Here is a 15,708-nt window from a genome sequence, read left to right as displayed (position 1 = left end):
CACTCGCGAGAGGCTTGGGAAATGCCCGTTAACGCCCGATCGGTGACAGCAAATTCCGAAGCGAAAACCCGAAATAAAAAGCCGCGAGACTTTCGTCACGCGGCTTCTTCATATTTCGATTATCGACAGAACTTCCGTGGCAAATGCCGCACGGCGCAAAGACAAGGCAAGGCAACGCGACATCGAGAGGTAGATGACCGGGCGTATGCGGCGGTCATGCGACGGTCACGCGGAACGGTCGCCGCATCGATATCGTTGTGCGACAAACATCAGTGGTGCCAAGGTCCGCCCTCGTTGAGGGCGCCGACGTTCTGCGTCATCGTTGCTCTGAAAAGGTTACGAAACTCCGGCGTGTCACCACGATACCAGGTCGGGCTTTCCATAATGCCGTGCCCAACATTGTTCTTCCCCCAATCCCAGAAGGTCGTGCGCATGTCCCCTGATCTCCCGCCGTACGAGAAGCAATACAAGGCGCCTCCGGGACGCGCCATGCCGCGCACGACGAACCGGCTGAGGCGGTGGTTGTATTCGAGAATGCCGCCAGCATTCTTCGCCTCGGCGTCAAGCACACATGCGCTCGCAAAGCCGACTTCATAGAGAACACTTGCGGCGCTGCGGTTAAGCAGTTTGCTCTTGCCCCAACGCAGGTCGAACTTCGACATCCACCACGACGCGTTACGCTGCGCCTCGGATGTGATCTGGTTCACAACGTCGTCAGGAACATTCTCCCGGGTAATCGTCGGGCTCGACAGCTTCCAGACGCGCCCTCCCCGGCCGTTTCGGTCGGGGTCCTCCGACTGACACGACATCACCCGGCCCTGGGCATCAACACCGATCCCCATCCCAGTGCACGAGCCACCCGAAATGCTGGTGCCCAGCTCGACCACACCTTCGGTCGACTTCAGTGCGCCCGATTCCACTCTTTTGGCATTGACGTGGGTTGCGTCCACATTGGTCGCATCCACATTCGTCGCATCGACGGTCTTCGCCCCTACGGTTCGCGCCCCCGTAATGTCGTTCGCATTCAGGCTCAGCGTTGATCCAACTCTCACGCTATCCGCCTCGACGCCCCCCATGCTCAGCGTTCCACTTCCGGTAATGTCACGCGCACCGATGATATTGCTGCCATTTTTCTGGTCGTTGTCCCGCGAGCCGTTGCTGAGATCCAACGTACCGGCGATACGCGCGGACGACACTTCAAGGCTCGCCATACGCAAATTCCCACGCCCCTCGATATCCCCCGCGCCGACAATGTTGTGACGGGTTGCCCCGTCTTTCCCAGCGCCGTTTTTATCTTCCAGATTAAGATTCCCCGTCATCGACTTGCGTCCATCGAGACTGAGCAGGGTATCCATCGCGCTCGTCTGGTGCCCGCCGCGCACGGCGATCAGGCCCGGCTGGGCAGCCGGATTCGTCACCATGCGTTCCGACCCATCGTTATCGATAAAGCGAAACTGGTCGGGCGCATCGTGGAGCGATATGCCGCCTAACGCACCGATTTTTCGCATCGCGGTGGTCGCCGCATCGTAATCGGGGGCGTCCGAATAGGCGCGCTTGATGGGCTGAGTCAGGTACACCAGCGTCTTGATATCGCACTTGTTGTCGACGCAGTCCTCATACACGCGAATCGCATAGTCCCCCATGCCATTCGGCGGTTTGCTTGCCGCGCCGCGAATATTCATGACCTTGATCAGGTTCTCCGCCGTCAGATTGCCCACCACTCGCGGCGCTGTGCCCTCCGTCGTGAACTGAACGTCGTCAATGATGAAGGGCTCGTTCTTCTCGAACAGCTTACTCAGCCGGTCGTGGTACTTCACGGCGAAGCTCTGCGTCGCGTCGCCGATGATCTTCAACGACTCGCCGACGCGCTCCGCACGCTCGACGCGCAACTGCCGCGTGTAATTGACGCCCCAGAATGTAATCAGCATGCCGGCCACCGCCACGGCGATGGCTGCTGAGATCAGAAATATGCCGGACTGCTTTCTTCGCATTGACGTGCCCCTCGAAACGGCTGGCAAACGCGTCGAATCGTGCATCGGCGGTTGCAACAGCGTTAAAAGGTGACATTCTGAGTGGTGCCACTTTTTTAGGGGTTGGGAATTAGCCGATAAGCAAGGTCGCCAGTCCCGGATACGGAAGCCAAGCCGCGAAAAGAAAAAGCTGCGAGACTTTCGTCACGCAGCTTACCTATCGTATTTCGAAAAATCAGCACTCCACGATATTCACCGCAAGGCCGCCGCGCGCCGTCTCCTTGTACTTCGTCTTCATGTCGGCGCCGGTCTCGCGCATCGTCTTGATGACGGAGTCGAGCGAGACATAGTGCGCACCGTCGCCGCGCAACGCCATGCGCGCCGCGTTCACCGCCTTGACCGACGCCATCGCATTGCGCTCGATGCACGGAATCTGCACCAGCCCGCCAACCGGATCGCACGTCAGTCCGAGGTTGTGCTCCATGCCGATCTCGGCCGCATTCTCGACTTGCTCGACGGTGCCGCCCTGCACCGCAGCGAGCGCCCCGGCCGCCATCGAACACGCCACGCCGACTTCACCCTGGCACCCCACTTCCGCGCCGGAAATCGACGCGTTGAGCTTGTACAGAATGCCGATGGCCCCGGCGGTCAGCAGGAAGTCGATCACGCCCTGCTCGTTCGCCCCGTGCACGAAGCGATCGTAGTAATGCAACACCGACGGAATGATGCCGGCCGCGCCGTTCGTCGGCGCCGTCACCACGCGGCCGCCCGCGGCGTTCTCCTCGTTGACGGCAATCGCGTAGAGGTTCACCCAGTCCATCACCGACAGCGGATCGGACAGCGTGCGCTCGGCGCGTTGCGTGAGCTGACGATACAACTCCGGCGCACGGCGTCGCACATGCAGCGGCCCTGGCAGTTCGCCGTCGGCATCGTCGTTGCCGATGCCGCAACCGCGCGTCACGCACGACTGCATCACATTCCAGATGTTGAGCAACCCGCGACGAATATCCGCTTCCGCCGTTGCCGCGTCGCCGTGGTGCCAGACCTTCTCGTTCTCCCACATCAGTTGCGCGATGGTCTTGCCGCTCGCGCGGCACATTTCGAGCAGCTCCTTGCCCGTGCGGAACGGATACGGCAATTGATCGTGCGCGGCGAGCACCTGTGCGTTCGACGCGCCGGCCGTCACGACGAACCCGCCGCCGACCGACAGATAGCGCCCTTCGCGCAGCTTGTTGCCCTCGGCGTCGAACGCGTGGAATTTCATGCCGTTCGGATGCTCGGCCATCGCCTCGCGACGGTAGAACACCATGTGTTCCTTCTCGACGAACGGCACCTCGTGCTTGCCAAGAATCGACATCACCTTCGCCTGACGCAGCGTGGCCAAACGCCCCGCAATCGTCGCCGGATCGACCGTGTCGGGCGCCTCGCCCATGAAACCGAGCAGCACCCCCTTGTCGGTGCCGTGGCCCTTGCCCGTGGCGCCGAGCGAGCCGTACAGCTCGGCGCGCAGCGCTGCGACCTGCGGCAGCAGGCCGTCGCGCTGCAGACCTTGCACGAACATCAGCGCCGCGCGCATCGGCCCCACGGTATGCGAACTCGACGGTCCGATACCAATCTTGAATAAGTCGAAAACTGAAACGGCCATGGGGCTGTCCTGAAGTGCTGAAACGTAGGGGGACGCGACGAATGCCACCGGCCCGGCGCATTCGCGTGACATCCATAGTGACAAAAAGGGGCCGGCAATGTGTCTGCCAGCCCCTGTCTGCCAAGCTTTTGCGACGCTTATTCGTAGTCGCTCATCGGCACGCAGGCGCAGAACAGATTCCGGTCGCCGTAGACGTTATCGGCACGTCCCACCGGCGGCCAGTACTTGCGCTCGCGCAGCGCCTTCACCGGGTACCCCGCCTGACTGCGCGCGTAGGCGTGCGGCCATTCGTCCGCCGTCACCACGTCCGCCGTGTGCGGTGCGTGCTTGAGCGGGTTGTCCTCGCGATCGGCGCGACCTTCTTCCACGGCCCGGATTTCCTCGCGAATCGCGACCATCGCCTCGATGAAGCGGTCGAGTTCATGCTTCGATTCCGATTCCGTCGGCTCGACCATCAGCGTGCCCGGCACCGGGAAGCTCATCGTCGGGGCGTGGAAGCCGAAGTCCATCAGGCGCTTTGCCACGTCATCGACCGTGATGCCGCTGGTGTCCTTGAGCGGACGCAGATCCAGAATGCACTCATGCGCGATCAACCCGCCCGGGCCGGTGTACAGCACCGGATAGTGCGGCGCTAGTTTCTTCGCAACGTAGTTCGCGTTGAGGATGGCCATCTCGGTCGCGGCCGTCAGGCCCTGCGCGCCCATCATGGCAACGTACATCCACGAGATCGGCAGAATCGACGCCGAGCCGTACGGCGCGGCCGACACGGCACCGATGCCGTTGGCGTCGCGCGAGTAGCCCGTCGAGTGCTGGTTCGGCAGGAACTGCGCCAGATGCGCGCCCACCGCCACCGGACCCACGCCCGGGCCGCCGCCGCCGTGCGGAATGCAGAACGTCTTGTGCAGATTCAAGTGCGAGACGTCGCCGCCGAATTCGCCCGGGGCACACAGGCCGACCATGGCGTTCATGTTCGCACCGTCGACATACACCTGACCGCCGTTCGCGTGCACGATCTCGCAGATCTGACGCGCACCGGCTTCGAACACGCCGTGCGTGGACGGGTACGTCATCATGATCGCGGCCAGACGATCGCGATGTTGCTCGGCCTTCGCCTGCAGATCGGCCAGATCGACGTTGCCGTTGGCGTCGCAGGCGACCACCACGACCTGCATGCCGGCCATCTGGGCCGACGCCGGGTTCGTGCCGTGCGCCGACGCCGGAATCAGGCAGATGTCTCGATGGGCTTCGCCGCGCGACGCGTGATACGCCTGAATGATAAGCAGACCCGCGTACTCGCCTTGCGAGCCGGCGTTCGGTTGCAGCGAGACGGCGGCGTAGCCGGTCGCGGCCACGAGCATCTGCTCGAGCTGATCGATCATCGTACGGTAGCCGACGGTCTGTTCCGTCGGCGCGAACGGGTGAATTTGACCGAACTCGGGCCACGTCACCGGCAGCATTTCCGAGGTGGCGTTGAGCTTCATCGTGCACGAACCGAGCGGGATCATCGTGCGGTCGAGCGCCAGATCCTTGTCGGACAGGCTGCGCAGATAGCGCAGCATTTCGTGTTCGGAGTGGTAGCGGTTGAACACCGGGTGCGTGAGATACGCGCTTTGGCGCGCCAGTGCCACCGGGTAGCCGTTCGAGACGGTGGCCTCGATGGCGTCGAAATCCAGCGAGACGGCGCTCTTGCCAAGGGCCTCGGCCACCACTTCCCACAGGGCGATCACGTCGTCGCGCGTGCTCGTCTCGTCGAGCGAGATGCCGACGATGTCCGCGTCTTCGCGACGCAGGTTGAAGCGGCGCGCGGCGGCCACCGTATGCACGGCATCGGCGCGACCGGCCACGGGCACCGTCAGCGTGTCGAAGAACGTGGCGTTGCGCGGCGCGGCGCCCAGTGCGGTGAGACCGGCGGCCAGCACGGCCGTCAGGCGATGCGTGCGCTCGGCGATGGTGCGCAGCCCCTGCGGGCCGTGGTACGCGGCGTACATGCTGGCCATGATGGCGAGCAGCGCCTGCGCGGTACAGATGTTCGACGTCGCCTTCTCGCGGCGGATGTGCTGTTCGCGCGTTTGCAGCGCCAGACGCAGCGCCGGCTTGCCTTGCGAATCGACCGACACGCCGACCAGGCGACCCGGCATCGAGCGCTTGAGTTCGTCGCGCGTCGCCAGGTACGCGGCGTGCGGGCCACCAAAGCCCATCGGCACGCCAAAGCGCTGGCTGTTGCCAACGGCGACGTCAGCACCCCACTCGCCCGGCGGCGTGAGCAGCGTGAGCGAGAGCAGATCGGCGGCGGCGATCAGCATGCCGCCCTTGGCGTGGATCGCGTCGGCCAGCGCGCGGTAGTCGCGCACGTCGCCGCCCACGCCCGGGTATTGCACGAGCACGCCGAACGCATCGACGTCGGCCGCGGCGGCCACCGGGCCGACCTGCACTTCGAAGCCCAGCGGCTTGGCGCGCGTTTGCACGACTTCAATGGTTTGCGGCAGCACGTCATCGGCCACGAAGAACGTGTTCGACTTCGACTTGCCGGTGCGCTTGACCAGCGTCATCGCTTCGGCGGCGGCGGTCGCCTCGTCGAGCATCGACGCGTTGGCGATCGCCAGCCCCGTCATGTCGATGATCATCTGCTGATAGTTGAGCAGCGCTTCGAGACGGCCTTGCGAGATTTCCGGCTGATACGGTGTATAGGCCGTGTACCAGGCCGGATTTTCCAGCACGTTGCGCAGGATCACGCCCGGCGTAAACGTATTGGCATAGCCCTGACCGATGAACGACTTGAACACCTGGTTCTGGCTGGCCAGCGCGCGCAGTTGCGCCAGCGCCTGCGATTCGGTTTGCGCGGCGGCGAACGGGCCGAGCGACTGGGCGAAGCGCGCGCCGTCGCGACGGATCGACGCGGGCACCACGGCGTCGATCAATGCGGCACGCGACGCGTAGCCCAGCTCGGCGAGCATCGCTTGTTGTTCGGGGGTGTCCGGGCCGATGTGGCGCGCGGAGAAGTTGTCGCGCTGCTCCAGCTCGGAGAGCGAGCGGCGCGGCGCTTGCAGGTCAGTCAAAGCATTCATGGGTCAGATCTCTCGTTCGATCACGGCAAGTGACGGCGGGGGTGGCAGCCGGGACGGTGCCGCGCGAACCGAAGGTCTCGCGGCGCCGCCCCCGGGGGCATCAGCCGCCGATTTTCTTGGCGTATTGTTCAGCGCCCAGCAGCTTGTCCAGCTCGGCCGTGTTCGACGGCTTCACGCGGAACAGCCAGTTGCCGTAAGCGTCGGTGTTGACCAGATCGGGCGAGCCGGACACTTCGGTGTTGGTCTCGAGGATCTCGCCGCTGACCGGCGAGTGCACGTCGGCCGCCGCCTTGACCGATTCGATCACGGCCGAGGCTTCGTCCGCCGCCACGGTGCGGCCAGTGTCCGGCAGTTCGACGAACACGATGTCGCCCAGGGATTCCTGCGCGAAATCGGTAATGCCCACGGTCACGGTGCCGTCGGCTTCGAGGCGGGCCCATTCGTCGGACTCGGTGTACTTCAGGTTGTCGGGGATATTCGCCATGTTGACGCTCCGGGATTCAGTGTTTGGGGTATTCGGTTATCGGTAATTCGTGTCGCCGCACCGTGGCGCCGATGTTGCTCAGGCCACCACGGCCTTGCCGTGACGCACGAACGGTAATTTGACCACACGTGCGGGCAATTGCTTGTCACGAATTTGCACTTGGACGGTCGCGCCGTCCGGCACGCCCTTCGGCAGACGGGCAAACGCGATCGATTGCTGCAGGCTCGGACTGAACGTGCCGCTGGTGATTTCGCCGTCGCCCGCCTCGGTCACCACGACCTGGTGCGCGCGCAGCACGCCGCCCTTGCCGTCGAGCACGAGGCCCGCGAAGCGCCACGTCTGGCCACGCGAGAGCAGCGAATCCTTGCCCACGAACGTGCGGTCGCTTTCCTTCTCGACGGTCCAGCCCAGGCCGGCGTCCAGCGGCGACACGTCGTCGTCCATGTCCTGGCCGTACAGGTTCATGCCGGCTTCCAGACGCAGCGTGTCACGCGCGCCCAGCCCGGCCGGACGCACGCCCGCCGCGACCAGCGCGTTCCACAGCGCGGCCACGTGATCGGCGTTCACGATCACTTCGAAACCGTCTTCGCCGGTATAGCCGGTGCGGGCGATCATCAACTCGCCGAACGCCGTGTCCTTGGCGAAAGCGGCATTGAACGGCTTGAGCGCTTCACTCGCGGCCTGGCTGCCGGGCACCGCCTGCCACACCTTGGCGCGGGCGTTCGGCCCCTGGACCGCCACGATCGACAGGTCGCGGCGCGGAATGATCGTCAGGCTGTAGTCGCCGTGCGCATTGAGCTGGCCAATCCAGGCGAGATCCTTGTCGGCCGTGCCGGCGTTGACCACCACGCGGAACCAGTCTTCGGCGATGAAATAGATGATGAGGTCGTCGATCACGCCGCCGCTCGGGTTGAGCATGCAGGTGTAGAGCGCCTTGCCCGGCGTTTGCAGCTTGTCGACGTTGTTGGCGACAGCGTAGCGCAGGAATTCGCGGCAGCTCGGGCCGTGCAAATCGACCACGCACATGTGCGACACGTCGAACATGCCGGCGTCGGTGCGCACGGCGTTGTGCTCTTCGATCTGGGAGCCGTAGTTCACGGGCATGTCCCAGCCGCCGAAATCGACCATGCGGGCGCCCGCGGCGCGGTGCGTATCGTTGAGCGGAGTGCGTTTGAGTTCGGTCATCGGGGCGTCAAGGCATCAAGGGTCAGGCATGTCGGAATACGGCGTCCGACAATGCAAAAAGGGGTCATCTCGACGACCGGCACTTTCCGCGTCCGGCGCGTGCATGTGCACGTGCCCGGCGCAATGCCAGTTGGCGAGATGACCCCTCTGTCCTTGGTACCTGAGAGATTGCCCGGTGCGTGCGGCGCGCTGTGCGCCATGCCGCTCGTGCCGGCCCCTTCGGTGGGTCGCCCGCGTGCCACGCACGCCGCAACCGCTCTCCAGAGATCGAAGGCGATGCCTTCGGCGCGGACGGTCCTTGATGCCTGAGAGTTTGTGGGTGTTACCCCTTCGGCGGCCCCGGCATGTGCTTCCCGGTGCGCTCTCCCGACCACGCTCGCGCACTTTACGGCGAAAGGCGAAGACTGTCAATTTGATGCCGATGACCGGCGTGCCGATCCGCGTTGAACACCGCCGGACGGGCATCCCCCGTGCCCCGTCGCGCGCGGGAAACGCGCGCATTTTTGATCGCACCGAGCGCGTGCGCCGGTCAGCGCGACTCGCCAGGATTCGTGCCCGCCGGACAGCCGTTCTTGCCCCAGCGTCCGTTACACACGGCCCACACGCAGCGCTGCTTCGGTATCACCTCATACCAGCGATAGCGGTCGCACTGCGCAAGCGCCGCCGCCACGGCACTCGCCGTCGACGGCGCCACGGCCGCCGATGCCACCGGTGCCGCGTGCGGCTGGGCTTCGGCGGCGATCGGGCCAATATCGCTATTGTCGAAATGCGCGGGAAGATCGGCATTGGCCGCCGGACGTGCCGTATTCCCAGCCGCACTGCCGCCTGCGCGGCGGCTGAGCAGTTGCATCATGTCGTCCGGCGCGTTGTTGCGGGTCGCCGGCGGTGTGGGCGCCGTGACAGCGGCAGTCAACGCGGCGGTGGCCGCCGAGGCGGTGAGCGGCGCGGGCTGGCTGGCCGAAGCGACGTCGGCCGCGGCACCGGACGCGGCCGCATCGACCGCCGCCAACGCCTGCGCCCGGGCCAGCGCGGCAGATGCCTCGCCTGAAGCAGCGTCGGAACCCGCCGCCGTCAAAGCGGCCGACGCGACGGCTGGCGGTGCATCGTTACCGGCATTGAAAGGGGTGACGGTCATTGCGTCGGATGACTTGGGCGCCGGGTCGACATAGGGGGCGCGCAGATTCCACCAGATGCCAAGCAGCGCGACGGCGGCGAAAATCGCCGTGCCAACCACGAGCGCGCCGGTGACCCAGCCGGAAGATTCGGCGTCCGCAAATCTCGCGCCACACTGCTCACAGTGCAGCGTGCGCGGCGCATTGTTCGTCCCACAAGTTGGACATTGCACGGCGACCTCACCACGATGGCAACGTTTTTCATTATAGGCATCCGGTCTGCGTCGACGCCAGCCTTCGGCGTCGCGCCGGCCCCACAGTTGGCGTCCGAACAACGCCTGCCGGGCGTGCACGGCCGCGTGGCGCTCGCGTGATAGACTTGTCCACCGCCCGCCGCCTGCCAGTGCATCGCTCCGGCGGGCGGCCACGCATCGCCACCGCCGCCCTCGCCGGCCACCGTCTTCACCCCCTTCGCGTCACACCATGTCCTCCTTCCCGCTCAATCCCGCTCAGAACGAAGCCACACGCTATTTCGACGGCCCATGCCTCGTGCTGGCCGGGGCGGGCAGCGGCAAGACGCGCGTCATCACGCAAAAGATCGCGTGGCTGATCGAGACGAAGGGGTTCGAGCCGAAGCACATTGCGGCCGTGACCTTCACGAACAAGGCCGCCGCCGAAATGCGCGAACGCGTGGCCAAGCAGCTCGAAGGCAAGTTGCTGACCACGCCGGGCAAGGAAGGGCGCAAGGTGCCCGTCAACCAGCTCACCATTTGTACGTTTCACTCGCTGGGCGTGCAGATCCTGCGGCGCGAGGCGGCGAACGTCGGGTTGAAGCCGCAGTTTTCGATTCTCGACGCCGACGACTGCTTCGGGCTGATTCAGGAGCAGTTGGGCACGACCGACAAAGCGATGATTCGCGGCGTGCAGACCGCCATCTCGCTCTGGAAGAACGGACTGGTCACCCCCGAGACGGCGCTGGCCGCTGCCGAAACCGCCGACGAACATCAGGCCGCCCTCGTCTATCGCAATTACATGGCGACGTTGCAGGCTTATCAGGCCGTCGACTTCGACGACCTGATCCGCTTACCCGCCCAACTCTTCGAACGCGACGAGGACGTGCGCGAGCGCTGGCAGAACAAGCTGCGCTACCTGCTCATCGACGAGTACCAGGACACCAATACCTGCCAATACCTGCTGCTCAAGCTGCTCGCGGGTCCACGCGCCGCGTTCACCGCCGTGGGCGACGACGATCAGGCGATCTACGGCTGGCGCGGCGCCACGCTGGAGAACCTCAAGCAATTGCAGGTCGACTTCCCGACGCTCAAGGTCGTCAAGCTGGAACAGAACTACCGGTCGACGTCGCGCATTCTGACGGCAGCGAACAACGTCATCGCGAAGAATCCGAAACTCTTCGAGAAGAAGCTGTGGAGCGAGCACGGCCTGGGCGACCCGATCACGGTCACTGCAATGAACGACGAAGAGCATGAAGCCGAGTCGGTCGTGTTTCGCCTGTCGGCACACAAGTTCGAGCGGCGCGCCGAGTTTCGCGACTACGCCATTCTCTATCGCGGCAACCATCAGGCGCGCATCTTCGAGCAAGTGCTGCGGCGCGAACGCATTCCGTACGTGCTCTCCGGCGGCCAGTCGTTCTTCGACAAGGCGGAAATCAAGGATCTGTGCGCATACCTGCGCCTGTTGGCGAATCCCGACGACGATCCCGCCTTCATCCGCGCCGTGACCACGCCGCGCCGGGGAGTGGGCAGCACCACGCTCGAAGTGCTCGGCAGCTTCGCGGGGCAGGCCAAGGTGTCGCTGTTCGAGGCCGTCTACATGGGCGCAGTCGAAGCGCGGCTGCCACCGCGCCAGCTCGAACCGCTGCGCGCGTTTTGCGACTTCATCCAGCGCATTGCAGCGCGCGCGGCGCGCGACCCGGCCAATGAAGTCATCGACGATCTGATGGAAGGGATTCACTACGAGGCGTATCTGTACGACACGTTCGACGAGCGTCAGGCGCAATCGCGCTGGACGACGGTGCTCGAATTCCTCGAATGGATGAAGCGCAAGGGCACGCGCGGCGACGCGGCGCAGCCCACCGGCCTCGACACGGCCGACGGCCTCGACGACGACGGCAAGAGCCTGATGGAACTTACGCAGACCATTGCGCTGATGTCGATGCTCGAAGGTCGCGATGGTGACGATCCGGACGCCGTGCGCCTGTCGACACTGCACGCCTCGAAGGGGCTTGAATACCCGCACGTGTTTCTGGTCGGCGTGGAGGAAGGCATCTTGCCGCACCTTCGCGAAGACGAGGAAGTCACCGCCGAGAAGATCGAGGAAGAGCGCCGGCTGATGTATGTCGGCATTACGCGGGCGCAGCGCTCGCTGCAACTGTCTTGGTGCAAGAAGCGCAAGCGGGCGCGCGAGACCTACTCATGCGAGGTGTCGCGCTTCGTGCCCGAGATGCAGCTCGACGAAGCGCCGCCCCCACCGCCGGAAGATGCGCCCATGTCGCCGAAGGACCGGCTCGCCAGCCTCAAGGCCATGCTCGCGGGCGGTGCGAACAAGACACCGTCGCCGGGCGCCTGAGTCGACACGCTTGCGCAGTGCGCCGCAAACGAATAGCCCCCGCGAGCGGGGGCTGGCTTGAGGAACGGCGACATCGTACCGGGGCTGTCGGCGGCGGCACGGCGTACCGTCAAGTCAATGCTTGCTGCTATTTGCTACTACCCGAAGACGTCTGATCGCAAGCGGCTGCCGGGCTCGACGCCACGACCATCCCAACCAGACTGGTCAAACAAAGCAGAACAGCAACCAACAGTTTCCGCATAGGCTCGCCTCCACTCGTCAGGTGAGGTTTCACTATAGAAGCCCATTCCTCGGATGACAAAGACATCTTGACCATCGGCGCGACGCGGGCGATAGTCGGTAAAAAACGGGCGAAGCAAGACGTGAATTGCGTCGATTTCAACCCAATGCCCACACCGCCTGCGCTCACGTGATGCGCTCGGCGCGCACGGCGGCGGCGCGTGTGCGGCACCGATCCCAAGCCTTTGTGGAGCTGGTGCGTGAGACTGCATATCCTGTCCGACCTGCATTTGTCCGTGGCGCCGTTGGCCATTCCCGAGGTGGGCGCCGACGTCACGATTCTCGCCGGCGACATCGGTCGGCCGGCGCAAGCCATCGACTGGGCGAAGGCGCTGGGGCGCCCCGTCATCTACGTTCCCGGAAATCACGAGTTCTACGGCGCCACGCTCGCGGGCACGCTGGCAGAATTGCGACGCCTCTGCGTGGGCACGAACGTGCATCTGCTCGAGCGCGGGTCGGTGGTGATTGGCGGCGTGCGCTTCGTCGGCACGACGTTATGGACGGACTTCGCGTTGTACGATGCCGACGGCAAGCACGACGAGGCCGTGGAGGAGTCACGCAAATTCGTACGCGACTTCACACGGATTCGCGTGGGCGATCCGGCGGTGCCGTGGGCGGAACTGCCGTTCTTCTCTCCGGACGACTGCGCGGCACTGTGCCGCGAAAACGTCGCCTGGCTTGGGCGCGTGCTCGCCGCGCCGCACGACGGCCCGACCGTCGTGGTCACGCATCATGCGCCAACGCCGCAGAGCATCCATCCCCGTTTCGCAGAGTCGCTCGTCAACCCGGCCTTCATTTCGGATTTGACCTCATTCGTCGACGCGTCGGAGGCCGCCTTGTGGATTCACGGCCATACGCACGATTCGTTTGATTACCGCGTCGGCCCGACGCGGGTGCTGTGCAATCCGCGTGGCTATTGCTTCGAGGGACGCGTCGAGAACGCGGCGTTCGATCCGACGTTGACGGTGCGGGTGTAATACGACCTCGCGCGCCGGTGGATGCTGGACGCTGGAAACAAGAATCCCCGCCGAAGCGGGGATTCTTTTTGGCGACGAGCGATTCGCGCCAGACGCGGCGCTTAAGCGCTTGGCGGCTTACTTGGCCGCGCTCACCATGTAGTCGACGGCGGCCTTGACGTCGTCGTCGGACGCGCTGGCGGCCCCGCCCTTCGGCGGCATGGCGTTCAGACCATGGAGGGCGGCGTTGTGCAGCGTGTCGATGCCGGTGGCGATGCGCGGCGCCCATGCGGCCTTGTCGCCGAACTTCGGCGCGTTCATCACGCCGCTCGCGTGGCACGCCATACAAACGGTGTTGTAGAGCTTCTTGCCCGCTTCGAGATTGCTGCCTGCGCCGGCGGCGGCGGGGGCAGCGGTCTTGAGCGAGGCCATCGCGGCGGCGGCGGCGGCGGCCGTGCTGGCGTCGGCGCCGGAGGCTGCGTCGGGTGCCGCCGATGCCGGGGTGGCCGCAGCGGCGCCCGAGGCGGGCTGTGCCGGGGCGGCCGGCTCTTGCAGCTTGCCGCCCGAGGCGTTCGCCATATAGACGATGGCCCGTCCGATTTCGTAGTCCGTCACGTCGTCGGGGCTGGTGCCGCCGCGCGCGGGCATGGCGCCTTTGCCGGCGAGGGCGATCTTGAGCATGCCGTCGTAGCCCTGCGCAATGCGCGGCGCCCAGTCGGCCGTGCCGACTTTCGGCGCGCCGGCGGCGCCCGAGGCGTGGCAGGCGGCACAGACGGCCTTGTAGAGTTGTTCGCCCGTCTGATAGACGCGTGGTGCGTTGGCGTCCTTGATATCGACCTTGGCGACGGGTGCGATGCGCTCGGCGATGGCCTGTTCGGTCATGGCGGAACTGCCGGCGCCGGTCAGGGTGTTGTTGCCTACGTAATTGACCAGCAGGACGATGATGACGATCGGAACCAGGAAACCCGCAACGACGGCGGCGATGAGCTGCTTGGGTGTTTTGATCAGAGACTCATGCTCGTTATGTGCTTCACTCATGCGGGATCTCTCAATAGTATTTTTGTGGAAACCGAGTGCATCACCCCGGGCGGCTGGCGCCATCCGGTCAAAATATCGAGCCATTGTAGCAACAAACCCTTGGCCGATGACATGCCAAGGCGGTGCGCAGACGCCGCAAAAGTCCCGTGTTTTCCCTAACTTACGCGAAAGCCAAAGCGGTGTTCCGCGTGCTTCGTGCGCGAAGTGCGGAGGCATTGCATGCACAGTAAATCCGCGCGCACGCGGCGCTTGGCAACGAATTGCCGCATTGTGTGGCGAGACGATGCACGGGGCATGGACGGCGCGCGGCAAAACCGCTATGCTTCTACCTCTTTGCCTACCGGCCGCGCGTTCGCGCCTTCTTCTCCGGTGGTCAGCATAGCGCCCGTAGCTCAGGGGATAGAGTATCGGCCTCCGAAGCCGAGGGTCACTGGTTCGATTCCAGTCGGGCGCACCAATAAACACACGCACTTACGTGAATTTCGCGAACACACGGCACTGAACTCCGTGACCATGCTTCGTTTCCACGTGCCGCAGTACACGCCATCTATTGCATAGCCGCGCGGTCTCAAGGTGTACGGTATTCAATCGACCCCATCCAGCCTCACCTGGGCTCGCGTGTTGACGTCTCGCCATCGAGATGGGGCGGCTCTAGACACCTTAGCTTCGCCCTTGCAGGCGCGCGCTCGCTGATCAGCGAGCGATGTTATCGAGGTAATACTGGGCCGCGCGCGTGACGTGACGCTCGGCGAGCAACGCGGCAAATGCAGCATCGCCGGACTGCACAGCGCGCAGGATGGCGGCGTGCTCTTCCCACGTGATGCGCACCTCTTCGTCGGCGGCATTCACGAACAGCATGCGCGAGCGGTCGCGCATCGAGCGCATCAACTCGGCGAGCATGGCGTTGGCGCCCGCGGAGTAAAGCAAGTCATGGAATTGCGCGTTCAGCTCGAGTAGCCCAGAGGTCTCACCTGCGACAACCTTAGCGTTGCCCGCCTGAAGCACTTTCTCGATGCGCTTGACTAGCTCGGGCGTGCAGTGCTCTGCTGCAAGACGCGCATTCAGCCCTTCGAGCGTGGCTCGAATTTGTACCAGCTCGCGCGCCGAAGCTGGATCGAACGATGCAACGACAGCACCGTGCCGGGGGCGAACTTCCACCAGCCCTTCAACCGCCAGCGCCCGCAGCGCTTCGCGCACCGGCACCCGCGACACATCGAGCTCCTTTGCGATCCGGCCCTCGACGAGGCGGTCGCCGGGCATGTAAGCGCCTGAAGTGATCGACTCCCGCAAGCGCGCAATCACGAGATCTGACAACTGCTGGTGCATGATCGGCTCGCGACCGTTTGCCCCTGTGGCTCCCCGCACCATGATTCCAATCTCCACAAACC

10 protein-coding genes, 1 tRNA gene and 2 riboswitches are annotated in these 15,708 nt (G+C 64.7%); of the genes, 3 read left to right on the top strand and 8 right to left on the bottom strand.

All coding sequences use genetic code 11. The annotated features are described in order from the left end of the window. Positions 1 to 269: 269 nt before the first annotated feature. The 6 genes from PSO31014_RS18330 to PSO31014_RS18305 all read right to left on the bottom strand — a co-directional run bounded on the left by PSO31014_RS18330 (position 270) and on the right by PSO31014_RS18305 (position 9,694). Entirely contained in the window at positions 270 to 1,991 is a 1,722-nt protein-coding gene (locus tag PSO31014_RS18330) for a hypothetical protein (protein ID WP_150552918.1), read from the bottom strand. Positions 1,992 to 2,205: 214 nt separating this feature from the next. Further along, on the bottom strand, positions 2,206 to 3,615 hold the full coding sequence (locus PSO31014_RS18325; RefSeq protein WP_150552917.1) for an L-serine ammonia-lyase: 1,410 nt from the start codon (positions 3,613 to 3,615) through the stop codon (positions 2,206 to 2,208). Positions 3,616 to 3,752: 137 nt separating this feature from the next. Next, positions 3,753 to 6,680 carry an aminomethyl-transferring glycine dehydrogenase gene (gcvP, locus tag PSO31014_RS18320; RefSeq protein ID WP_150552916.1) on the bottom strand — a complete coding sequence of 976 codons (2,928 nt, stop codon included), beginning with the start codon at positions 6,678 to 6,680 and terminating at the stop codon, positions 3,753 to 3,755. A gap of 100 nt (positions 6,681 to 6,780) precedes the next feature. Continuing rightward, positions 6,781 to 7,164: a glycine cleavage system protein GcvH gene (gene gcvH, locus PSO31014_RS18315; RefSeq protein ID WP_130027536.1), complete on the bottom strand. Its 384-nt coding sequence runs from the start codon at positions 7,162 to 7,164 to the stop codon at positions 6,781 to 6,783. A gap of 78 nt (positions 7,165 to 7,242) precedes the next feature. Then, positions 7,243 to 8,349 (bottom strand): glycine cleavage system aminomethyltransferase GcvT, encoded by a 1,107-nt coding sequence (gcvT, locus tag PSO31014_RS18310; RefSeq protein ID WP_017233614.1) that lies wholly within the window; start codon positions 8,347 to 8,349, stop codon positions 7,243 to 7,245. A gap of 137 nt (positions 8,350 to 8,486) precedes the next feature. Further along, a riboswitch (glycine riboswitch) is annotated at positions 8,487 to 8,623 on the bottom strand. Between the two features lie 8 nt (positions 8,624 to 8,631). Then, a riboswitch (glycine riboswitch) is annotated at positions 8,632 to 8,728 on the bottom strand. A 150-nt stretch (positions 8,729 to 8,878) separates the two neighbouring features. Then, the gene (locus PSO31014_RS18305) at positions 8,879 to 9,694 is read right to left on the bottom strand and encodes a zinc finger Ran-binding domain-containing protein (protein ID WP_150552915.1); all 816 of its coding nucleotides are present in this window, start codon (positions 9,692 to 9,694) and stop codon (positions 8,879 to 8,881) included. A 250-nt stretch (positions 9,695 to 9,944) separates the two neighbouring features. Here PSO31014_RS18305 and PSO31014_RS18300 point away from each other — a divergent pair, with 250 nt between their 5' ends. Both PSO31014_RS18300 and PSO31014_RS18295 read left to right on the top strand, forming a co-directional pair. Continuing rightward, the gene (locus tag PSO31014_RS18300) at positions 9,945 to 12,047 is read left to right on the top strand and encodes a UvrD-helicase domain-containing protein (protein ID WP_150552914.1); all 2,103 of its coding nucleotides are present in this window, start codon (positions 9,945 to 9,947) and stop codon (positions 12,045 to 12,047) included. A 479-nt stretch (positions 12,048 to 12,526) separates the two neighbouring features. After that, positions 12,527 to 13,303 carry a metallophosphoesterase gene (locus tag PSO31014_RS18295; protein WP_150552913.1) on the top strand — a complete coding sequence of 259 codons (777 nt, stop codon included), beginning with the start codon at positions 12,527 to 12,529 and terminating at the stop codon, positions 13,301 to 13,303. A 117-nt stretch (positions 13,304 to 13,420) separates the two neighbouring features. Here the strand turns inward: PSO31014_RS18295 and PSO31014_RS18290 are convergent, their stop codons facing one another. Next, positions 13,421 to 14,320 carry a c-type cytochrome gene (locus PSO31014_RS18290; RefSeq protein WP_174976579.1) on the bottom strand — a complete coding sequence of 300 codons (900 nt, stop codon included), beginning with the start codon at positions 14,318 to 14,320 and terminating at the stop codon, positions 13,421 to 13,423. A 381-nt stretch (positions 14,321 to 14,701) separates the two neighbouring features. On the opposite strand from PSO31014_RS18290, the gene PSO31014_RS18285 reads away from it, so the two are divergent. Beyond that, a tRNA-Arg gene (locus PSO31014_RS18285) sits at positions 14,702 to 14,777 on the top strand. A 236-nt stretch (positions 14,778 to 15,013) separates the two neighbouring features. Here PSO31014_RS18285 and PSO31014_RS18280 read toward each other — a convergent pair. Continuing rightward, a complete protein-coding gene (locus PSO31014_RS18280) occupies positions 15,014 to 15,688 on the bottom strand; it encodes a GntR family transcriptional regulator (protein ID WP_150552911.1) in 675 nt (224 codons plus the stop codon). Positions 15,689 to 15,708: the final 20 nt, after the last annotated feature.

The organism is Pandoraea soli, assembly GCF_902459595.1.
Lineage (GTDB): Bacteria > Pseudomonadota > Gammaproteobacteria > Burkholderiales > Burkholderiaceae > Pandoraea > Pandoraea cepalis.
The sequence above is the reverse complement of the archived record's forward strand: the minus strand, read 5'-3'. Positions and strand labels throughout refer to the sequence as shown.